Origin of the sequence: Cohnella sp. OV330 (assembly GCF_900112065.1) — a bacterium.
In the GTDB taxonomy this organism is placed as follows: domain Bacteria; phylum Bacillota; class Bacilli; order Paenibacillales; family Paenibacillaceae; genus Cohnella.
In genome coordinates this window covers 403690-424375 of sequence record NZ_FOKE01000001.1, presented here as the reverse complement: position 1 = coordinate 424375, position 20686 = coordinate 403690, and the positions used below count along the sequence as shown (strand labels likewise).

The window sequence follows — 20686 nt, the reverse complement described above, 5'->3', positions numbered from 1 at the left end:
CCGTTTTGCGTTTTGATTCATTGTTGAGTTCAGACTCTCTGAAGTTTGAAAGATTGCCGATGATCGTCCCGCTATCTCCTTCGATGTTTGCTTCTTTACCGATTTCCTTTCTGTATTCCCAGTAAACTTGAAAAGTATATGCTCCAACATCGAAGGACAAATAATTCAGATCTATATCCGACCCATCCGGTCGCTCCTTCTCGAACATTTATGGCAAAAGTATTCTCCGATTGCGTATCGGCGGGGACAAGGAGGTTTGCTGGAAGGCCGCTTACAGGTAAAATGATAGTAAAGTATCAGAAGGGGGATTGAGGGATCATAAATAGATCAAAGGAACCGGCTCTACCGGCAGTGCATGACGAGAAACAGGAAAAGGTACGGAAATACAACATCCTCAACCAGCTCGCCTTGAAGGGACAAACGGTGCTTGCAGGTTCTTCGCTGATGGAGTTTTTCCCGATCAACGAAATGCAGATGAAGCTGGAGACCCGATATTGCATCTTTAATCGCGGCATTGCCGGCTATGTGACGGCAGATTTACTCGCGTCTATGGAGCCGTGTATCTTCGAACTGGAGCCCTCCAAGCTTTTTATCAACATCGGAACTAATGATATCAGCGCACCCGACTATCGGCTGGAGCATTTGCTGGCGAATTACGATGAGATTCTGACCCAAGTTGCCCGGCGGCTTCCGGATTGCCGGGTGTTCGTCATGGCGTATTACCCTGTGAACGCCAAGGCGGAGTTTCCCTTCGTGCTCAAAGCTTCCATGGAAGAGGTATTCCAGCACAGGACGAACGAGGCGATCCGGGAAGCGAACCGGGCGATCGAGCGGCTTGCGGCCAAGCACAACTATACCTTTATTGACGTGAACGAAGGACTGACCGACAAGGAAGGAAACTTGAAAGCGGAATTCAGCAGCGACGGAATTCACATGTATGCGAACGGATATGCCGTCATCATGGACAACTTGCTGCCCTATCTGTAAGTGCGTAACATGAATATACTTGAATCTGAAACGGGACAGATTGTGTGATCGCAGCTGTCCTTTATTATGCTGCCGTCTCCCGTTAGCGCGATAACTCATTGGTAAGAGCTCTTTTTCCGTAGCCCAAAAGTCAAAGCTATCAAGACTAGTCCAACTATTAAAATCAATCTCCATGATTCGTAAGCGATTATTTGAACAAGTTCCCATATATTAGAGGGGCCCGAGTTTGGACCATCACTATATGGATAGGCAAAGAAGAATGGGATAGCGGCAATTAAAACAAGTAATACTCCAAGTAGCAGTGAGGTTAAAAGAGCCACTTTTCTCATGCAACGCTTGCGCCAAGGCTATCCAATACGGTCGTAATTACGCCGACCAGGGTGCCCGGACGTTTAGGGTTAAACGGTTTAACTGGAATCTGATAACGGTCCACAGGCCACGCTCCTGCATCCGATTTATGTTTCACAAGTGCAAATTCGGATTTCACATGGTCCTAATGATCAATCTAAATACAAGCTGATGGCAAGTTCTAAGGACCGGTTTATCTCAGATATAACCTGCAGGGCGGGAGCCAGCGAGTCTTCTATGCCATCCACGAAGAGATCCAGGTGGAACTTCAACGTATGACCCAGCTGTCTGCCATTCGGAGTCACGGGCGGCAGCGCGAACGGACGCAGCTGCATTTTGCGGCCGCCTCTTGCGCAATCGCGGACGAACCAGCCGAGAAACTCAAGCGCATGCCAACCTTCCTGCGACGGCTGCAGCACCAGCTCGAATTGAATCAGAACCTCATGGTCCAGCCCGCCCCCGGTACGCAGCAGCGCGGCATGCGGCAGATGGGCATATTCGGGTACGGCAAGCAACTCCGCATCCACGGATGACAAATCATCCACGCCGCTAATGACAGAGTCGACGCCGGCCAGTTTGCACATCGTTTGCTGAAATTGTTCGATTTCAGGGGGATAGCCGCTCATTGTTTTACCTCTTTCCAGTGGTGTATGTTCTTCATCTGTGCCAGTCACCTACATCGCACTGGCCATATTCATTGCTGCCCACGGCAACCAGGGTACCGTCCGACCTGAGGCCAATCGTATGCGCACAGCCCGCCGCTACCGCCACAATATCGTGCCAGCCGCCGACATTGCATTGGCCATGCTCATTGTTGCCTACTGCCACCGCCGTACCGTCCGATTTGAGCCCGATGGTATGATAGCTACCCGCCGCGACCGCCACAATATCGCGCCAGCAGCTTACGTCGCATTCGCCATGCCGATTTAACCCCATAGCCATCGTCTTACCGTCCGACTTCAGTCCGACGGTATGGAGATAGCCCGCCGCGACCGCCACCATTTCGTGCCAACCGTCTACGTTGCATTGGCTATAACGATTGTTGCCCACGGCCACCGCCGTACCGTCCGATCGAAGCCCGACGGTATGCCAGTCGCCTGCCGATATCGCCGCGATATCGCGCCAGTCGTCTACGTTGCATTGGCCTTCATGATTGCGCCCTGCCGCCACCACCGTGCCATTCGAATTGAGCCCGACGGTACGGCGCCAACCCGCAGCGATCGCCATGATACCGCGCCAATCGTCTACATCGCATTGGCCATGCTTGTTCCAACCGGCAGCGACCACCGTCCCGTCCGATCGAAGCCCGACGGTATGCGAATTCCCCGTGTTGGTCGCCATATGAACGTTGCCGGCCGCGACCGCTACAATGTGGCGCCAGTCGCTTACATTGCACTGGCCGAGTTTATTGTCGCCTACGGCCGCCACCGTACCGTCGGATCGAAGACCGACGGTATGACGCTGGCCCGCCGCTATGCCGCCTTTAGGCCAAAGGTTCGCCTTAAGCGCACCCTCCGTTGATTGGTAATTCACGCTTCGCCTCCCGCCGTGTTAGAGCCTCGCGAACGTGATGTAATCGACTTGGACAGGCTCTGCCGCTTCCATCCGAAGTCCCCGGTTGATCTGCCCCCTGTGATATTGTCCATGCAGGAGGACCTGAGACAGGATATCGCGGACGGATGTTTGGAACTTAACCCCGCTCTGGTTCCCATAGTCAACCATCTCGTCCAACTCGGATTCCTCGAGCCCCTCGATATAGAGGCGATATTGCTCGGCGTTTTCCTCGAACATTTTCCGGATCGCCGTCAGGTCTTCCGTTTCCTCCCACAACGCATATTGCGCGCTGCCCTTACCCTGCAAGCGGGATAGCCAGACGCGCTCCGCGACCGCGACGTGCCGTGCCAACTTTAGAAGGTCCTTATCCTTCGTCTGGCTCGCCTCGAGCGCGTCCAAGATGCGCTTGTCCGCCCAATACATGTGGTCCATCATGCGCTTGATCGTCTTCATTTCGGTTTCCCCCTATACGGCTTATCGATTACTTGAACCTACTGTTTCACGTTAGAGCGTTATTTCTTTTGAGCATGAGATCGACGGATCTTTAATTCTTGTATCTTATAACGGTCCCTGCAATAAGGTCATATACAGTTTGTTTGTTTTTGCTCCATAACGGACTTATCAAATAGATCAGTACCAGAACGTAGACGATTGCCAATAATAAATAAATGAATGATTCGGGGTAATTAGAAGGGATTACCATGTGCCAAATGGTGAAATGAGCTAGTTCCCAAGGGACGAATTTAAGGGCAGAACGCAAAAGCGATGAACCTAATCCGATTGATTGACCATTAATTCCAGTCACGATAATCCCCGCTTTTCTTTTCCCCCATGTCGCGCGTGATTTCGATCCTTCACATACGGCAAAATAAAGATATACAGGTAGTGTAATGAATAGAAACCCAGCGAATTCGGCCGACAATGGATTTTTCGTAAACAATGGAGTTAACAATGGCCGTATAAGAAAAGATACGCCGATTAGCAGGATGATGTAGCCCGCAATGATAATATAATCCCATAAAAAGGCGATAATGCGAGTGCTTAGAGATACACTTCTTAATTCTCCATGCATATGCACAACTCTACCTCTCTTAAATAAAATAAGGAACAAAACACTTTTCAACCTGCATCCCATTCGTCACCTAATTTAAAAAAGCACTCTTAACGAGTGCATTTTTAAATGTTTTACTTATTGGACTATTTAATTGGAGTGTTCGGTGCAGGATCATGAAAGTAAGATACGGTTGGATATTCTTTATTTGTATACGCCAAAACGTACCCTAATTTATCGCCTTGGTACACAAAATCGATTGAAATGTTGTAATCGGGATTAATAGCCTGTATTTCTCTGCCTAGTTCTTCCGCGAATTTTTTCTTTTGATCCATATCGAACGAGTACCACCAGCTATAAAAATCATTCGAGCTTAATGCTCCGGAATAAGTTACTGTAGATATAAGTTCACCCGAACCAGCCGATAATCTTGGTCCAACGGTGAATTGCTTTTTAAAATCCTCATATCCGGTCCCAATTACTTGGCCTTCAGTGCCCGTCGGCGATTGTCCTGGATTCGAGGGCTCAGAATGTACTGGCGTTGACTCTTGTCCATTCCCTTTAAGAGGGTCCGTAATGGAGACTGTCTTCGTAGATGAATCGTATCCGACCGATACGCCTAGCAATTCTGCAGCAGCCCGAAGTGGGACGTAAGTCGTTCCATCGATCACTTTGGGCTCTACGTTGGATGCTTTTCCATTTACAACTAACGTAAACTTCGTTGCAGCATAAGCTCCCGCTGTCGATGAAGCCGCTATTAATAGAACTGCGCTTGATGCGATTAAGACCTTTTTTTTCAAAAAAATACGCTTCAATTACTTTCCTCCTGTGTGCCTTAATCATAGTCCTATAGCCTATTCGCCAGCATAGAAGAATCTCCTCTTTTTCAAGAGATGTATTCATTCAAGAACAATATTCTTTGCGAAATGTTTGCTTAGCGTCGCGGTCAGACGATCACGCGGTAATGGAGATGAACAACGCCGTTTCGGAAGCGACGTTCGCCAAGCAGCTCGAGCCGCATGCGGACGCTGTCCGGCAATGCGCGCTTACCTCCGCCCAAGACGATCGGATTAAGAAGCAGATGGCACTCGTCAAGCAGACCCGCGCTCATCGCACTCGCAGCAAGCTCAGGGCCGCCGATCGTCATGTCGGCTTCTGAAGAGGCCTTCAGCCTCCGGATCGCATCAGGATCGAATTCACGTTCGACCTTCGTCTTGGCGCTTGCTGCCGCCGGAAGCGTCCGGGAATACACGATCTTCTCAGCCGCTCGCCAGATCTGCGCGAATTCCCGCGTTGTCTCCGGTTGTGTGGCGCCTGCGTCCGCCGTTTCCCAGTACACCATCGACTCGTACATTTTTCGCCCGTACACGTAGGTGCCGATCGTCCGCTGGAAGCCCGTCCAGAATGCATACGTCTCGTCATCGGAGATCGACCAATCAAGGTCGCCGCGCTCGTCTTCCATGTATCCGTCCAAAGATACGTTAACAGGGTAGATCAGTTTAGCCATTTTAATAATCCCCCTCCATTTAGCGTTGCCGGTTAACGGATAACTCGAAAAATTTATTTTTAGACGACAATTACTTTCAATCGTATCACAATGAATTCTTCCAAGTTCTTTTGGATTGCTATATTCATGGGTATAGGCATCCGCACAATCCGCTAGGTACCGACCTACATATTTGTAGACATAGGCCATTTGACTGCGAATAGGGGATGTTCGAATGTACTACGCTCAATCGCGAAGCATCGTTTTGCTTGATATGAAGCAAGGAGACGTCAATGGGGACGGCATCTTGGATAACGTATATTTATACGGGAATCAATCCGATGGACCCTTCGCCGACCACATTACGCTCATCATTCAAGATGGACGTTCGAATCGCAGCACGGCGGTCAATCTTCCGAACAACGCGGGTTACAACGCCAGGCTTTTCCTTGGGGATTTTTCTAAGGATGGCGTACAGGATATTTTAGTCAGCATCGATAGCGGCGGGAGCGGGGGATACGGGATCTTCTATATGTATTCCTTCAAGAACAATATTGTTTACGAGATGTTCGACGTTGAAAAATATAACGAGGCGTATAAGTTCAACGTGAATTATGAGGACTTCTACAAGGTGAGCGTCAGTAATCCGCAGCTTGACGTGCTATTTACCATAGACATTAGTAATAAAGGCTACGACTATTTATCGCAATATTACGACGACGACGGCAAGCTGAAAAAGCCTGTCCAAGGCGAGGTCCTTGCGCTAGGCGGACTGTTTCCCATCGTGACAAACGAGAGAGGCGTGGGGTACGATTTATTTGCGCTACAACGCATTATCGGTACGACGAACGCCGATACGTTAGGATATGTCGAGAACCTTCTGACATGGAACGGCACGCAATTTGCATCCTCCAGATTGACGGTAGCCATACTTGGTTCGAAGTTGATCAGCCTTTTCTAGGGCTTTATCCTTTCGCTAAAATGCCTTTAACGCAAAAGCTGCCGATTTGCTCGGCAGCTTGTTTTCGCTGAGCTAGCGTTCCGCGGAATCCTTGATTCGCCGAATTCCTTGCGCGATCTGTTCCCGCTCCCACGCTTCTAGCGAATAGAGCACAGGCGGCGCAGGAATATCGAACTTCAGATGAGAGTGAGGGATTTCCGTCAATAAGGTGCCGATGGGCTGCGGACTATTCTTACGACGTATCACATTCCAGAAAATCCTGGATCTCTTATCCTCGGTTCCCCACTTTTCTAGCGAGTTTCGGAATAGCAGGCATTTCCCGATGACGAAGTCATCCTCCTTGAAGGGCTCTGTCGCTTCGAATCCCGCCTCCTCAAGGCCATCGAATAGCACTGGCATCAACCGGTCCAGATACAACCCATAGGCAGCATCCTCGATTTCAAGAAAAGCGATCGTTAACTGACCATGCATCAAATCGTATAATGGCTTCCATGCCGACTCCATATACTGATTGCCGACCTTGCCTATTTCCTCGATGGTCATGTCAGAACGGAATTCAGGCTTTGCTGTCATGCTTACTCCTCCTTGGACGTGGATTAACTCCATCTTAAAACATGAAAGCAAATTGGAAGCTTTCGGGGAAATGCTTAAAGGGAATGAACAAATTGTCCCGAATAACTTTACAATGGTTTTAATGTTTGCACATCATTCACTTAGGCGGGATCGCATGGACTATAGGCCTCAAAAACTCGCAAGCAAATATAAGTTGAGCGCCAACACGTTACGGAATTATGAAGCGAAAGGGTTAATTCCTCCTGCGGCTCGCTCGGCCAACGGATACCGCATTTATACGCAGCAGCACGAAGCTTATCTGGCATGTATTCAAGCCATGACCCCCGCATTCGGAATGGAAGTGACGAGCGAGGTTCTGCATCGTATCGGGCGAAATGAGTTGGATGACGCCTTGTGGGTCGTTCGAGACCGGGAGGTCATGCTGCATCGGGAAAAGGCGAGTTTAGATCAACTGGTGGAGGAGTTGAGAGCCTACGCCGAAGGCAGTCGAGTTTATGACGCTAACCAACGCTTCAGCATTCACGAGGTCTCCATACGAAGCGGGGCTCCTAAATCGGCCATTCGTTATTGGGAGAAAAGCGGCCTGTTCACAACAGAGCGAGATCCTGATAACGAGTACCGCCTTTTTAATGAAACGCATCTCTTTAAAATAAAGATGATTCAGGTGCTGCAAAGCGCCGTTTATTCCGAGGAGACCGTGAATTTAAAGCGATCGATTGCCTGTTTAGATTTACAGAACATCGAGGATACGAGGGAGCTTGTTGAAAGGATCAAAACTTACCTGGACAAAACGATCAGGCTTCAAATGAAAGGACTCTATTTTTTATATCGATTGATTCAAGAATTAAATCTTTCGGATACAACGGAGGAATATACGTGATCACTGCTGCGCTTAATCCCGTTCTTCTCCCTGTCAGGGCTGTGTAGCTGCTTCACCATTGACAGTACCGTTGACTACAGCGCTTCCGCCACTCCAAGCAAGCGTATAAACGCCGGCACGCATGCTTTGCGGGTATCCTTGATCAAAGCTCTCCCAAGTATAAGAGCTGTTCCCTGGTATTTTTAAGCTGAAATAGAGTTTATCCGTATCGTTATGCTCCAAGTTAACCGTAACCGGTTGACTGCTTAAATTTTTCAGCAACAATTTAAGATGCCCATAATTCGGGTTGATACTGAAGATATTCGCAACGGTTGCACTGCCGTTATTTGCTACGTCATGCCAGCTTTTGTCCACTACAACTGGCGTAGTGGCATTTGCCTCAGATAGGCTAATTATTGGCGATGGTTGAGCCGGCGGAGTTTTATTGTTTGTCGTCGCCATAACTGTTGCTGATGCAGTTATTAGAACCGCTAAGGCGATCGTTGCTACCAAGGATCCTGTTTTCTTCATCCGTATCAGGCTCCTTTCGGTGCAGTAATATTTTTCAGCTTCAGTTTTTCCATCTTCCCATTGTATTTGATCGTGAGTTCGAACACGCCATCCGCAGTCGGTTTAATGGAAATAACATCTGAATTGAATTCAGAGGACGTGTGAAAACTTCTAACGCCCCGCAATTCCTGCGGATACTGGCTTTCGAACTTGAACCCGTCCCCGCCGACTAGTTGATACTCAATGGAACCTTTTGCGCCTCTGTTTTCTCCAATATTTTGAATGTATATCGAATCGAACATTGAACGGTTGACTTTAAATATGGAAAAGGTGGCAAGCCATTCTTCTCCTTTGCCGTAGTAGACAACTTCGTCTGATTGTTCTTTTGTATCGTTATCTGCTTCTTTGCTTGTACATGCTGAAAGAAATAGTTGAAAAGATAATACTAGAAATAACAATATTCGATATTTCAAGCGTGCATTCACCCCTCTAATGGATGTTCAAAGCGGATCTGACTCTACTAATCTAAATGATATCATATTGAGCATCGTCTAAAACGGAACCAACATACGTCCGATTCTATAGGTCTATGATCTCAACACGACCGAATGCCAATGACGTTTCTATTTAACGCTTTCTAATCCATTCAACGATGAATATAACTAAGGCTATCGCACCAATAATCACGCCAACTATCGCCAAGACAAACCACAGGGGAACAATATCGCTAGGGGCTATTATATGTACCACCTTCTCTTCATTCAATTGTAGAGAACTCAACTAACTTGCTTTTTTTAAAGAAAAAGGCCCGTAGTCGATGGAGAAAAAGGATTTTCAATCCAAATGCAAAGCACGATCTGCACGACCACGCTGACAACAAAAATGGTTGTGATTCTCGTTAATAGTACGTTGCCCAAATCACCTTTTTTATGCTTCGAAAAGTTTGAGAATACGATTATTGGCGCAGCAATCATATTAATGATGATCATCAGCACACATATGAAGTAATGTCCCAACCCGGGTAGAAATCCACCGTTTTTGTAATAATCCGCAAAAGTAAGGATAAAAATGAATTGGATCAAGACAGGAATCCCAATGGACAAAAGCAAGAGAAGAGTACCAATTCCGAATATAGATCCTTTATTTCTCATTTCTGCGTCTCCCTATCGATCCGAATTACCATCATCATAGTTTCCCGCTCATTTCTTATGAAGTACTAACTTTTTATGGTACCTCGGTTTTCTTGTATCTTCACTTCGACTACAACGAACCGGGATTCGGATATCCAGCCCTTCAGAAAACTTCTATATATTAAGGGTAGCTGCACGGCAAATGGGGGAGAGCGGATGGATAACGGCAGATGGATGTCCGACGCAATTACGAATCAAGACGGCAAGATCATCTTGATAACGGGCGCTAAAGGCGCAACAGTGATCATGGCGGTTCGTAATCTGGAGAAGGGAATCATCGCGGTTTCGTATAAAAAGCAGGAATAAAAACGCAAACGTGGACTTGATGCAGCTGGACTTATCCGACATGTATCCGAAAAGCCGGGAAGTCACGAAGCAAAGCTACGAAAGGGAAAACACTGGCGAAGAAGCTCTGGGACGTGTCCGAGAAACTGGCGGGGTTTACGTACGATTGTTAAATGAATCATTCCGTTCAATGAAATGTTATCGATGCGAGCGCAATTCAAAAGCCATCCCGCCGGGAGTGGCTTTTATTCTCATTTCCGTGACACCTATAAGATCCCTTCATTCATCTTCCGCTTGCCGCGATAAAACGCGACAATCATTTAGTTTATCTTTATAAGTGTCTCCCCAATTCCTCATGGACAAAATGATCGACTCCAGCGTTCTTCCGAACTCCGTCAGCGAATATTCCACCTTGGGAGGTACCTGTTTATAAACTTCGCGGTGAATAATGCCGTCCCTCTCAAGTTCACGGAGCTGCAGCGTAAGCATGAATTGCGTGATTCCCGGATAGATGCGTCGGAATTCGCCAAATCTCTTCGGACCTTCGATCAGCTGATAGAGAAGGAGCCCCTTCCATTTTCCTCCAATGACATCCAACGTTGTTTCCACAGGACATCCTTCCACGTTCGGAGCAACGATGTTTTTGTTTCTTCGTTCGCCCAAGGCCGCGATTCCTCCAATAGTTTGATTTTTAATACTATACCATAAAAATATGCGTACTTTACGAATTCGAGTGTACATCATACGATTTGGTAAGCCAATAACGCTTTTAAAACATACGGAAGAAAGAAGGAAAAAGTCATGAGTTTGAAGGGCTTGCTAATAGGTATACTATTTACCGTTTTATATTCGTCGGGAGCTATTATTATGAAAATCGGCTTGCATTCAGCGTCTCCGTTAACATTAGCAACATTACGTTTTCTGACAGCGGGGGTGCTGCTGCTAATCTTTATTTATGGATTGAGAAAGGGGAAATACCCATTACCTAATAAAAGAGAATGGGGCGTGTTAATGCTTCTGGGTTTGCTAAATACTTCGTTGTTTGTTGGACTAGGCAACTTAGCGCTCCGAAGCATTTCCGCTGGCATATTCAATCTCTTTTTGCCCATAAATCCTTTTGTCTTTGCGATTTTCTCCTTCATTTTCATGGGAAAAAGCATTCGCGCAAAAGAATGGACGGGCATGGCTGTTTCCGCAGTAGGGCTATTCATTGCAACCTACCCCTCATTGGCACGCAGCCACGCTACCTTAAGCGGCATTATATTGCTTGTTTCGGCCATGGTCTCCATGGCTGTTGGAAGTCTTGTTTTTAAAAAGGCAAATCTTCAACTGCCTACGCTTGTGATAAACGCATGGCAGGTATTTATCGGGGGTATTATTTTAATCGTCCCGACCCTTTTCTTAGAGTCTGGAAAGCCGTTAAATATGGATATTCATCTCGTAGAATACCTTCTTTGGTCTGTCGTCGGTCTCTCGATTATTAGTATGGGCCTCTGGTTTCATTTGCTGAAGCATGATGCCGTCAGAGCAAATAACTGGCTGCTTTTAAATCCTGTCTCAGGCTATGTTCTAGCGGCCATCGTACTGGGCGAACCCCTTACATGGTATGCTGTCATCGCCACCGTTGTCGTGCTAATGGGACTGTATCTGTCGGGGAATTTCCGAATCAAGCGTGACCGAAGTTAATCAGTCTTTTCTAGCTTAACAAGCCGCCGACATTCTAGGCAGCTTGTTGTCGATGAGCGATCGTTTTCCCCGTTACCTTACCATTCTCATGCCAACAAGACGATGACAAGCAATTCGAAGAGCACTAAAGTAAGGATCGCCGCTTCACTAGGACCAAAGAAAGCACGTTGTCCTGATGGATGTGAAACCTTTAAATAAACGTGTCCACGATCGACATGTACAATTGCGCCTTCGTAGATATTGCCGTCTAAGGTTTGAACACGAACTTGCCGATTTACATGCGTGCTGGAAACGTGATAGATACGATCCCGAATGGATCTTAAAGTCGTAGCTACGTTAGGGTCTGCTTGATAAAGAACTTGTTCGTGCATAGCTGGATATGGATAACTCATCCCATGACCTCCGCAAATCCGAATAGCAGTTCTATTCATACTATGCATGTGCCTAGTGTTAAGTTCGTCGTTCAATTACGCCAATCGCGTTTCATAAAAAAAGAAAAATCCCGCCGTATAAGCGGGATCACACATCCTATTGAATGCAATATAAAATCACTTCTTCTCGAATATAAGTACCGTCTTCGGATTCGTCATGTACTCAACAGACGACTCCAGCTGTTCGGACACGAAGCGTACCGGGACGAACGCGCTGTTGTTCTTCAGCAGCATCGGCACATCATAGGGCACCGTTTGTCCGTTCACGTCGGCATTTTTCTCGTTCACGATCCAACGGATCGTTTGATTGCCTTTGCGGATCGTCACTTCTTTCTTGGTCTGGTCCCAGCCTACTTCAGCACCCAACCACTTTGACACGAACCGTATGGGGACATACGTGCGGTCCGATACGATAAACGGAGCATGGGTAAGCTTAAAAGGACTCTCCCAGATGTAGGCGGTCGTGCTGCCGATGACTAAGCGTTCGACTTTGTTGATGGGGGTGGTGCTTGCGGGACTGTCCATCTGATCAAGCGCTTCGAGAATCTTGTAAGACCTGGATGTGCGCCTCAGATCCAAATAATTGCCTGCAAAATTCAGTCCGTATATAAGCGCGCCTGTGTCGTAATAATGAGCGAACGCATGGTTGCGAATCGGCTCCAGATTCCATATCCGGTTGTAAGATAGGTTCAAGTACGAGATGTTTTTCACCGATGCCAATGGCCCAAGATCGTAGATCAAATTGCTTGGGAGATTCAGGTCGACCAATTGCGTCATCTGCTTCAAAGGAGCAAGATCCTTGATCTGATTGTTCCCCGCATAGAGCGAGCGCATCTGCGTCATCCCGGCCAGCGGACGGAGATCCACGATCTGATTTTTAGAAATGTACAGCGTCTGCAGATGGGTCAGCGGCTTAAGCGGGCTCAGATCCGCGATCTGATTGTCCGAGAGGTTCAAGTTCGTGAGCTTGGTCAAGGCGCTGAGCGGTTCAATATCCGCGATGCCATTGTTGTTCAGGTCAAGCCTCTCCAGGTTGGCGAGCGGCCTTAACTGACTCAGAGCCTTGAACTGGGTGGATTGGAGATTCAGCTCCTTGAGCTTGGTCATGGCTGCGAGCGGCCCGATATCCTTGATCGTACCGGACAAATAAAGCTTCTCCAGGTTGGTCAACGGCTGAAGCGGGCTTAGATCCGTGATCGGATTGCCCGAGAGGTTCAGCTCCTTGAGCTTCGTCAAGGCGCCCAGCGGCCCGAGATCCGCAATCTTATTGCTGTTCAAATTAAGCGTCTCCAGGTTGGTCAGCGTCCTAAGCGGACTCAGGTCCTCGATCTGGTTGCCTCCGAGATCCAGCTTCGTCAGCTTGGTTAACGAGCGGAGCACACCAATATCCTGCAGCTCGCCCCTGGATACATTAAGCTGCGTCAGATTCGTCGCATATTGCAAGCCCTCTACATGATTTACGCCGATAAGACTGAGTTCGGTTAACGACGCCATGTCTTCCTTCGTGACGGGTTCATCGTCGTTTTTATGTAACTGCCACCTGACCGTAGACTCGAACTTCTGATCCTGAAAGTGAACCTCCGAAGCCTGCTGCAGCTGCTCGTCTTGGGGCGGCGCTTCCGCCATCCATGCCTGTCCGGGCAAGCTAAGGAACATGGCGGAGGCTAACAACATCCCCGATAAAACCTTACTCAAAACGTCTCAGATCCCTTCTTCTTGGTGTCTCATCAAGTATATCAATGATAAACGTGAGAAGGGACGGCCACTTTTCTCCATAAATTAGAAAATTCTAGTTTATTACTTCAACCGCCCTTTGATGAAATGGACCATACTTTTTCCGGTTGCGGCAATGGCTTCTTCCGCCGAACGCGGCGTCCATCCAAGCAGCCGCTGGGCTTTCTGATTGCTAGTCGACATATCCCTCTTCAATCATAAACGCATCCCCTGCAATGAGGGTCTTGCTTTGTTTGAGATACAGGCTGATATGTCCAGGTGTGTGACCTCGGGTATGGATGACTACGACTCCGCCTAACACGGGGATTTCATCTCCGTCAGCTATGATTTGATTCACCCAAGTCATCTCCTTTTTTATGAGTTTACCGTTGATCATTGATAACGCCTAATTTATTATATGGATGATAATCATGAAAAATTATAATGAATGGAGCTTAAATAGATGGAACTAACTCAACTGAACTATTTTCTTACAGTGGCTCGACTTCGGCATGTAACGAAAGCATCGGAAGCATTATCGATTACGCAACCGGCATTGAGCCATTCGATCTCCAAACTAGAAGATGAATTGGGCGTGCCGTTATTCGAACGAAGCGGACGAAATATTATCGTAAGCCGATATGGGACAATGTTCGCCGAATCCGTAACACGGGCCCTGCAAGAGCTTGACAAGGGCAAACGAGCACTCGAAGAATGGACGAATCCAGATACGGGCTGCGTCAGTATCGCCTATCTTAATATACTTGGTGCCGAGTTAGTTCCTAAACTCATTCGTGGATTCCATCAGCAATACCCGAAGATCCGATTTCAATTGATACAAGGCAGCCACTCGTTCATCAGCAATCAGATGGAAAACGGTGAATGCGACCTCATGATCTCATCCATTAGACTGGAGTCGGACGCATACGATTGGATACCGATTAAAACCGTTCCCTTGTACGTCGTTGTACCCGCGACGCATCGCTTCGCGCAGCGCGATGAGATCAGCTTGAGGGAGTTGACCGATGAACCGTACATAGAGGTCAAACATAATTGCGGACTGAAGGCAACGCTCGATACTTGTTTCAACCGGATCGGAATGACGCCTGCCACCGCTTACGAAGCGGAAGACTTGACGACAGTAGCCGGCTTTGTCGCGGCGGGGCTCGGTCTATCGATGCTGCCCAAGACCAACGGTCTGATGCTTGAGGGCTTGGCTTGGCTGCCCATCAAGGATGAGGGCAGTTACTGCGAAGTAGGTCTTCTACAGAAACGCGGCCAATATCTGTCTCCGGCGGTGAGGCGATTCTCGGATTATGTGCAGCTCACTTTCGCTTAAATCCGATTTATCTGTAGGTTTATTCTTTTAACATTAACTTCCTTTACCTTAGCCATTATAGCATCTGCTTTACTTGCGGATTTTGAGAAAGCTTCCATGATAAAATGAAGCTATAATGACTCGGCTGAAAGGGGGGGTTCACTTGGAATGGAGCTTAGAGGATGTAGAGCAAACGAGTCTACGATATCCGAGTACGTTTTTTATTCCCAGTCAAAATGAGCGGAAAAAGCAAAAGAAGGGCGACTGGGTCAGATTGCACTTCGTGCTTGAACATCCGTCAGAGGATGGTCCCCGTGCGGAAAGAATGTGGGTGGAAGTGACCGAGAAGAAGCGATGGAGTCAGAAGTATATCGGGATTCTAACCAATCAGCCCGTATACATTAGCTCCTTGCAAATTGGCGATATCATCGAGTTCGAGCCTAAGCATATTGCCAGAATCCTAATCCCCAAAGACGATCCGCGTTGGTTGGATATCGGCGAAAAAATGGCCCTCGTCTCTAATAAGTGCTTGGAAAAAGGCAACTGCGTTCGATGGCTCTACCGCGAAACGCCGGACCGTGAGGATGACAGCGGTTGGCGGCTGTTCGAAGGCACAGAGAGCGATGACTACAGCAGCCATGCTTCAAACATTAGTCTCGTAAACATACATTCACTACTGGATAAGGATCCTAGCCTGTTAATGCCGCTTAAAGGCGCGATCGGAACGGCCTTCGAGAGAGAGAATGCGAAGAGTCGGTGGATCGAAGTAAAGGATTGGAATGGGTGATACGTAGTGTTTAGATAGATATCGGCTGAGGGGTTTTATAATACAAGTTGAGAACGGATCGGCCGTATTGAAGATCGCCCTCCACTTGGCCAAGAAGGCCTTGCGGAATGGGCGATCTTTTTCGGATACACAGTTTCCCAATATAGCCCTAATATCTATTAACTGTTCGCTAAGTCCAATATACGCTGATTAACGTTATCCTTAGCTATGCCGCCATGATAACAGATCACGGTTTGAACATCATAGGGTAACAGTCTTCTCAATGACTTTTTAGCCAGATCCGGATCCACGCAATTGTCAGGATCAACAAATCGACCCTCTTCAATCATAAAAGCATCTCCTGCAATGAGGATCTTGCTTTGTTTAAGGTACAGGCTGATATGTCCAGGTGTGTGACCCGGGGTATGGATGACTACGATTCCGCCTAACAAGGGGATCTCATCTCCGTCAGCTATGATTCGGTCCACTTTAGCTGTTGGAGGGTTTTCAAGCACATGAAGGATCGCTTTACGTCTTTCAATCGGTGTTTCAACAGGGATTAAAGCGCTGATTTGACTCACGAATTCGGGCGTTATTTTAAGCAATTTTTGATCGCCCTGAATATAAGGCTTCTCCTCTTCCGTAGCGAGTACTTCCACTTTTTGAGGGAAATCGTTCAGAAGCTCCGGCAAGCCTCCGATATGGTCCAAATCTTGATGGGTAATAATAATTTTATTAAGCGTATCAAATGGAATGCCTGCCCTCATCATAGCCTCTTTGATCACTGACAATTGGTTGGGAACGCCCGTGTCCACCAAGACGGCTTCATCGTTGTCCCAAATGATAGTAAGATGATACACTTCCGGCCTACCTCTAAAATTCGTTTTGATTTCAATCGTTTCCACGCCAGCAGTTACGTTCACCTTCGTCATCTCCTTTTTTATTAGCATACCGCCGCTCATTTATAACGTCTAATTTATTATATTGATGATAATCATGAATGATAATAATGAATGGGATGTCTGTTAACGAACGGGCGTGTAGCGGAGCAGCGCGACGCCGGACGTCTGCGTCTATAAGACAAAAGTCAGCTTCGATAACGTGAAGAGCAGATGGATGCACAGCGCAGTCGGGGACTTTAACTTTCAGTCCAAGATGGCCGCTGGTTTTTGTGCAAACAAAATACAATTTGAATTGTCTATATATCGAGGTGGTGAGAATTGATGGAAGGCTCCATTAGAACGATGGCGAATTTGGATCCAGTAACATTTGAAGCGCTTATGAATGAATACGGTCAAGAGGTTTGGAACTATGCGTATTCCATCGTCAAAAACCACAGCATGGCGGATGACATTACACAGGATGTGTTTCTGCAGGTATTCCGGCATGTCGTTTCTTTCCGGAATGAGTCGTCGATTAAAACATGGCTTCTCAAAATAACGCGCAATATCAGCTACAACTATCGGAAGTCTGCTTTTATCCGTAAGGTTTTTCTTGTCGGGAACGTGAGCTTAAGGGAGAGCAGCCAATCAGCAGAACAAACTTACCTTGAAAACGAAGCGGCTAATGAAGTATGGATTGCTGTCCTGAAGCTGCCTGTTAAAGCAAGAGAGATTCTGATCCTGCACGGCAAATATCAGCTGTCCATTTCAGAGATTGCTGTTCTGCTCGATATTTCGGAGGGAGCGGTCAGGTCGAGACTTTTTGCGGCACGGAAAAAGATGAATGTACGATTAGGGGAGGATTACGCGTATGAGCCATTCAGATCCTAGCTGGTATAGGGATTTACAGGTTGATATTTTTAAACAAAAAAAGTTTAATGATCGGTTGCTACAGAAAATCGTATTGCGTTCACAAAAGGCTGAGGCTACAGCTTCTAAGCCGATCCGTTCCAGGTTGGCATATGTAAGTTTGGCTTCATTGCTTGTTGCATTGACGGCTCTGTTCGTCATTCATCGATCAGGAGGGTTCGCGCATCAACCGGACATGACTGTTAAACAAGGCGGACAAGCACAAGCTGGAGGCTTGGAGGACTTGCCGGATCAAAAGCCTAACGTGCCGGAACCAACGGACATCTCCAGTGCGCTGCCGATCGGTCGGATTGATATATCCGAGGTGCCTGCTGACGAGAATTTCATACCCAAGTCTGTTCAGCTATCACACGATTCAGAAGGTTCAACTTCTTATTTAGAAGGATCGGCTGTATCGGCTGAGAATACGGAGAGAGGATTTACGCTCAGAACCACATATCGAACATCAGACGGTGTGGAGTTTTTATTTGTACAGGCAGCTGAGCCGGTTCCTGAAGAGGAGACGCTTCAATGGTTTTTAACAAGCGATGCCTACGGTACTGAAAAGAAGGAACAAACCGAGATCCAAGGACATGCAGTCATATACGTAGACGGCGAAGTAAGAAGAGTTGCTCACTTAATAACGGACAAGCATCTCTTCACAGTCATGACCAATGAGGGGACAGTAGATGATTGTATGGAGATATTGGAGCAAATTGAGCTTGATGGGGAGTAGCTTTAAATTTAAATCAATGCTAGAAAAGTAGGTTGCGGGCAAATTAAATAGAGAATCCTCTCTAGCGGCATCGCCGATTGAGAGGTTTTTTTGCATTCATTAGTGTCTATTCGACGAAAATAGGCCACATCACCCAAATTCTACTATATAATCTGAAGTATAGGTAAGGAGGACGACCCATGAATGAGGAGATCGTTAGAGAGGTCCTAGAATTTCGCAAAAATCGCAAGTGGGAGCAGTTCCACAATCCTAAGGATCTGGCAATCTCTCTAAGCATAGAGGCCTCCGAACTGCTAGAGAACTTCCAGTGGAAAACGTCCGAGGAAGCACTGGACTTGAAGAAAGAGCATATCGCAGATGAACTCGCAGATGTTCTGATCTATGCCATTTATCTGGCGGACGCGTTAGACGTCAGGCTGGAGGATGTCATTCGGGACAAGCTGGCCAAGAATGAGCAGAAGTATCCGATCGAGAAGGCATATGGCCGGAAGGATAAATATACTGACTTATAGAGGTGCGGACCTTGATTATATTTAGCAGCAGCGCACGTGAATTTCGGGAAAAAGTAGATAGCAATCTGCTCACAGTTACGATTGAAGAGGCCTTCGTGCGCAAAATGGGGATGCAGCCAAGCCAAGGGGAGATTCGGGCCTGGAACAACTCGATGCAATTTATGGAGCGCGTGATTCGTAACTCTAATATTGCCGATGACTGCGGCATCCTGATTGAATATAACATTCCGGCGACAAGCAAGCGCGTAGACTTTATCGTGACGGGTCATGACGAGGCTGGCAACAAAAACTTTATTATCGTGGAACTGAAGCAGTGGGACTCAGCCAAGGCTACAGATCGCGAGGATGTGGTATTGGCTTGCGTCGGAGGCCGTGAGAGGGAAATGACGCATCCCTCTTATCAGGCATGGTCCTATCGGCAGCATTTGGAGGATATGAACGAAGCCGTTCACTCGCATAAGCTCCGCAGCTATTCCTGTGCCTATCTGCACAATTACAGGACACCTCAGCCGGATCCGCTTCAGAGCGAGCAGTACCAACCGATCATTAAGAAAGCGCCGTTATTCCGATCCGAAGATACGCTGAAGCTCCAGGACTTTATCCATAAGCATACCGGTAAAGGCAATGGCATTAATCTGCTCTACTTAATCGAGAATGGGAAAATCCGTCCTTCCAAGAAGCTTATTGAGCATATCGACGGACTGTTCAAGGGCAGTGCCGAGTTCACGCTGCTGGATGAGCAGAAGATTGCTTATGAATCCATCATCAGCGCGGCCAAGGATGTTACGAAGAAAAAGACGGTCATCGTAAAAGGTGGCCCTGGTACCGGCAAGTCGGTTATTTCAATGAATGCACTAGGTGGATTGTTGAAGAAGAAATTAAACGTAAAATTTGTAGCGCCCAATGCTTCCTTCCGGTCTGCGATGGTAGAAACCTTGGTCGATCGGCAAGCGAAGCATAAAGTGAGAGTTCGAAACTTATTTTCCGGCTCCGGTCAGTTTTACCATTCCCCAGCAAACTTCTTTGACGTCTTGATCGTGGACGAAGCGCATCGGCTGAAGGGGAAGGGCGCCTATATGTATCAAGGCGTAAATCAGATTGAAGACATCATTAAATCATCCAAGGTCAATGTGTTCTTCATCGACGACTTTCAGCGCATTCGCCCCGACGACATCGGCACCGTCGAGGAGATTAAAAGGATCGCCGAATTAAACGGTTCCGAAGTCTTTGAATATGCCCTGTCGGCGCAATTCCGCTGCTCGGGAGCGGAGGGCTTCCTGAATTGGATCGATCATATCTTCCAGATCCGAGAGACCGGAAACTTCAATGGATGGGATCAAGATGCCTTTCAGTTTGTGCTCATGGACAGTCCGCATTCCGTGTATGACCACATTAAGCGGAAGGTCGATGAGGGCTATAAAGCTCGGATGCTTGCCGGCTATGCCTGGAACTGGACAGACGCGAAGGATGGCAATCCGAACGGGGAGATCGAGGACGTCGACATTCCAGAACATCAGTTCAAAATGCCATGGAACGGGCGAGCGCTGTCTACCTGGGCAATTGATGAGCGAGGCGTCGAACAAATTGGGTGCGTGCACACCTCGCAAGGATTGGAATTTGATTATGTTGGTGTAATCATTGGGAATGATCTTAGATATGATTTGGACACAAAGCAAATCTGTGCGGACTATGATAATTATAAAGACAAGATGGGGAAAAGGGGGCTCAAAAACGATAGTCAGCAGCTAACCAAACTGATTAAGAATATATACAAAGTCTTGATTTCCCGCGGCATGAAGGGATGTTATTTGTATTGCTGTAATTCAGAGCTTCAGAAGTATTTGGAGCAACAGTGGCGGCGAATTATATTCATGCAAAAAAACTAAATGTTATGCGTTCCCGGGTATCTTCTCTCCTTACTTCATTACTT

General features: G+C 47.3%; 25 protein-coding genes and 1 pseudogene. 11 read left to right on the top strand and 15 right to left on the bottom strand.

The window, feature by feature from the left end; all coding sequences use genetic code 11:
• Nucleotides 1-351: 351 nt before the first annotated feature.
• The gene (locus tag BM235_RS01605) at nucleotides 352-987 is read left to right on the top strand and encodes a GDSL-type esterase/lipase family protein (RefSeq protein WP_199408918.1); all 636 of its coding nucleotides are present in this window, start codon (nucleotides 352-354) and stop codon (nucleotides 985-987) included.
• 500 nt (nucleotides 988-1487) lie between these two features.
• Here the strand turns inward: BM235_RS01605 and BM235_RS01600 are convergent, their stop codons facing one another.
• The 6 genes from BM235_RS01600 to BM235_RS01575 all read right to left on the bottom strand — a co-directional run bounded on the left by BM235_RS01600 (nucleotide 1488) and on the right by BM235_RS01575 (nucleotide 5447).
• Nucleotides 1488-1961: a hypothetical protein gene (locus tag BM235_RS01600; protein ID WP_090108784.1), complete on the bottom strand. Its 474-nt coding sequence runs from the start codon at nucleotides 1959-1961 to the stop codon at nucleotides 1488-1490.
• A gap of 31 nt (nucleotides 1962-1992) precedes the next feature.
• Entirely contained in the window at nucleotides 1993-2868 is an 876-nt protein-coding gene (locus BM235_RS01595; RefSeq protein WP_090108783.1) for an RCC1 domain-containing protein, read from the bottom strand.
• A gap of 18 nt (nucleotides 2869-2886) precedes the next feature.
• A complete protein-coding gene (locus tag BM235_RS01590; RefSeq protein ID WP_090108782.1) occupies nucleotides 2887-3342 on the bottom strand; it encodes a DinB family protein in 456 nt (151 codons plus the stop codon).
• Nucleotides 3343-3433: 91 nt separating this feature from the next.
• On the bottom strand, nucleotides 3434-3961 hold the full coding sequence (locus BM235_RS01585; protein WP_255374039.1) for an RDD family protein: 528 nt from the start codon (nucleotides 3959-3961) through the stop codon (nucleotides 3434-3436).
• A 125-nt stretch (nucleotides 3962-4086) separates the two neighbouring features.
• Entirely contained in the window at nucleotides 4087-4755 is a 669-nt protein-coding gene (locus BM235_RS01580; RefSeq protein ID WP_090108780.1) for a copper amine oxidase N-terminal domain-containing protein, read from the bottom strand.
• Nucleotides 4756-4886: 131 nt separating this feature from the next.
• Complete coding sequence (locus BM235_RS01575; protein WP_090108779.1) at nucleotides 4887-5447, bottom strand: dihydrofolate reductase family protein; 561 nt, start codon at nucleotides 5445-5447, stop codon at nucleotides 4887-4889.
• A 286-nt stretch (nucleotides 5448-5733) separates the two neighbouring features.
• Here BM235_RS01575 and BM235_RS01570 point away from each other — a divergent pair, with 286 nt between their 5' ends.
• Complete coding sequence (locus BM235_RS01570; RefSeq protein ID WP_255374013.1) at nucleotides 5734-6387, top strand: VCBS repeat-containing protein; 654 nt, start codon at nucleotides 5734-5736, stop codon at nucleotides 6385-6387.
• A gap of 72 nt (nucleotides 6388-6459) precedes the next feature.
• On the opposite strand, the gene BM235_RS01565 is transcribed toward BM235_RS01570, so the two are convergent.
• Nucleotides 6460-6960, bottom strand: coding sequence for a DUF6022 family protein (locus tag BM235_RS01565; RefSeq protein WP_090108777.1), 501 nt, complete (start codon nucleotides 6958-6960; stop codon nucleotides 6460-6462).
• A gap of 70 nt (nucleotides 6961-7030) precedes the next feature.
• Between BM235_RS01565 and BM235_RS01560 the strand changes: the two genes are divergently transcribed.
• Nucleotides 7031-7840, top strand: a complete 810-nt coding sequence (locus BM235_RS01560) for a MerR family transcriptional regulator (protein WP_255374012.1) — start codon at nucleotides 7031-7033, stop codon at nucleotides 7838-7840.
• A gap of 33 nt (nucleotides 7841-7873) precedes the next feature.
• On the opposite strand, the gene BM235_RS31555 is transcribed toward BM235_RS01560, so the two are convergent.
• From BM235_RS31555 to BM235_RS01550, 3 genes are all read right to left on the bottom strand, one after another.
• Nucleotides 7874-8350: a pilus assembly protein gene (locus BM235_RS31555; RefSeq protein WP_143106612.1), complete on the bottom strand. Its 477-nt coding sequence runs from the start codon at nucleotides 8348-8350 to the stop codon at nucleotides 7874-7876.
• Nucleotides 8351-8355: 5 nt separating this feature from the next.
• Nucleotides 8356-8802 (bottom strand): hypothetical protein, encoded by a 447-nt coding sequence (locus tag BM235_RS01555; protein WP_090108776.1) that lies wholly within the window; start codon nucleotides 8800-8802, stop codon nucleotides 8356-8358.
• A gap of 321 nt (nucleotides 8803-9123) precedes the next feature.
• Nucleotides 9124-9480, bottom strand: coding sequence for a hypothetical protein (locus tag BM235_RS01550; RefSeq protein ID WP_090108775.1), 357 nt, complete (start codon nucleotides 9478-9480; stop codon nucleotides 9124-9126).
• A gap of 195 nt (nucleotides 9481-9675) precedes the next feature.
• On the opposite strand from BM235_RS01550, the gene BM235_RS31900 reads away from it, so the two are divergent.
• On the top strand, nucleotides 9676-9825 hold the full coding sequence (locus tag BM235_RS31900) for a hypothetical protein (protein WP_158543651.1): 150 nt from the start codon (nucleotides 9676-9678) through the stop codon (nucleotides 9823-9825).
• 258 nt (nucleotides 9826-10083) lie between these two features.
• Here BM235_RS31900 and BM235_RS01545 read toward each other — a convergent pair whose 3' ends face one another.
• Complete coding sequence (locus BM235_RS01545; protein ID WP_255374011.1) at nucleotides 10084-10467, bottom strand: winged helix-turn-helix transcriptional regulator; 384 nt, start codon at nucleotides 10465-10467, stop codon at nucleotides 10084-10086.
• 138 nt (nucleotides 10468-10605) lie between these two features.
• Here BM235_RS01545 and BM235_RS01540 point away from each other — a divergent pair, with 138 nt between their 5' ends.
• Nucleotides 10606-11490, top strand: a complete 885-nt coding sequence (locus BM235_RS01540; protein WP_090108774.1) for a DMT family transporter — start codon at nucleotides 10606-10608, stop codon at nucleotides 11488-11490.
• A gap of 86 nt (nucleotides 11491-11576) precedes the next feature.
• Here BM235_RS01540 and BM235_RS01535 read toward each other — a convergent pair whose 3' ends face one another.
• The 3 genes and pseudogenes from BM235_RS01535 to BM235_RS01525 all read right to left on the bottom strand — a co-directional run.
• A complete protein-coding gene (locus BM235_RS01535) occupies nucleotides 11577-11882 on the bottom strand; it encodes a hypothetical protein (RefSeq protein WP_090108773.1) in 306 nt (101 codons plus the stop codon).
• A gap of 156 nt (nucleotides 11883-12038) precedes the next feature.
• On the bottom strand, nucleotides 12039-13595 hold the full coding sequence (locus BM235_RS01530) for a leucine-rich repeat domain-containing protein (RefSeq protein ID WP_090108772.1): 1557 nt from the start codon (nucleotides 13593-13595) through the stop codon (nucleotides 12039-12041).
• 244 nt (nucleotides 13596-13839) lie between these two features.
• Nucleotides 13840-13992, bottom strand: a pseudogene (locus BM235_RS01525) (MBL fold metallo-hydrolase); the annotation flags it as partial.
• Between the two features lie 105 nt (nucleotides 13993-14097).
• On the opposite strand from BM235_RS01525, the gene BM235_RS01520 reads away from it, so the two are divergent.
• Together BM235_RS01520 and BM235_RS01515 are read left to right on the top strand one after the other, a co-directional pair.
• On the top strand, nucleotides 14098-14973 hold the full coding sequence (locus BM235_RS01520) for a LysR family transcriptional regulator (protein WP_090108770.1): 876 nt from the start codon (nucleotides 14098-14100) through the stop codon (nucleotides 14971-14973).
• Between the two features lie 142 nt (nucleotides 14974-15115).
• A complete protein-coding gene (locus tag BM235_RS01515; protein ID WP_090108769.1) occupies nucleotides 15116-15739 on the top strand; it encodes an immunity protein Imm33 domain-containing protein in 624 nt (207 codons plus the stop codon).
• A 158-nt stretch (nucleotides 15740-15897) separates the two neighbouring features.
• Here the strand turns inward: BM235_RS01515 and BM235_RS01510 are convergent, their stop codons facing one another.
• Nucleotides 15898-16641, bottom strand: a complete 744-nt coding sequence (locus BM235_RS01510; RefSeq protein WP_255374010.1) for an MBL fold metallo-hydrolase — start codon at nucleotides 16639-16641, stop codon at nucleotides 15898-15900.
• Nucleotides 16642-16941: 300 nt separating this feature from the next.
• Between BM235_RS01510 and BM235_RS01505 the strand changes: the two genes are divergently transcribed.
• The 4 genes from BM235_RS01505 to BM235_RS01490 all read left to right on the top strand — a co-directional run bounded on the left by BM235_RS01505 (nucleotide 16942) and on the right by BM235_RS01490 (nucleotide 20642).
• Nucleotides 16942-17490: an RNA polymerase sigma factor gene (locus BM235_RS01505; protein ID WP_255374009.1), complete on the top strand. Its 549-nt coding sequence runs from the start codon at nucleotides 16942-16944 to the stop codon at nucleotides 17488-17490.
• Nucleotides 17471-18244 carry a hypothetical protein gene (locus BM235_RS01500; RefSeq protein ID WP_090108767.1) on the top strand — a complete coding sequence of 258 codons (774 nt, stop codon included), beginning with the start codon at nucleotides 17471-17473 and terminating at the stop codon, nucleotides 18242-18244. The genes BM235_RS01505 and BM235_RS01500 overlap by 20 nt, the downstream gene beginning before the upstream one ends.
• 179 nt (nucleotides 18245-18423) lie before the next feature.
• Nucleotides 18424-18756, top strand: a complete 333-nt coding sequence (locus BM235_RS01495; protein ID WP_090108766.1) for a nucleotide pyrophosphohydrolase — start codon at nucleotides 18424-18426, stop codon at nucleotides 18754-18756.
• Between the two features lie 11 nt (nucleotides 18757-18767).
• Nucleotides 18768-20642, top strand: a complete 1875-nt coding sequence (locus BM235_RS01490) for a DUF2075 domain-containing protein (protein ID WP_090108765.1) — start codon at nucleotides 18768-18770, stop codon at nucleotides 20640-20642.
• Nucleotides 20643-20686: the final 44 nt, after the last annotated feature.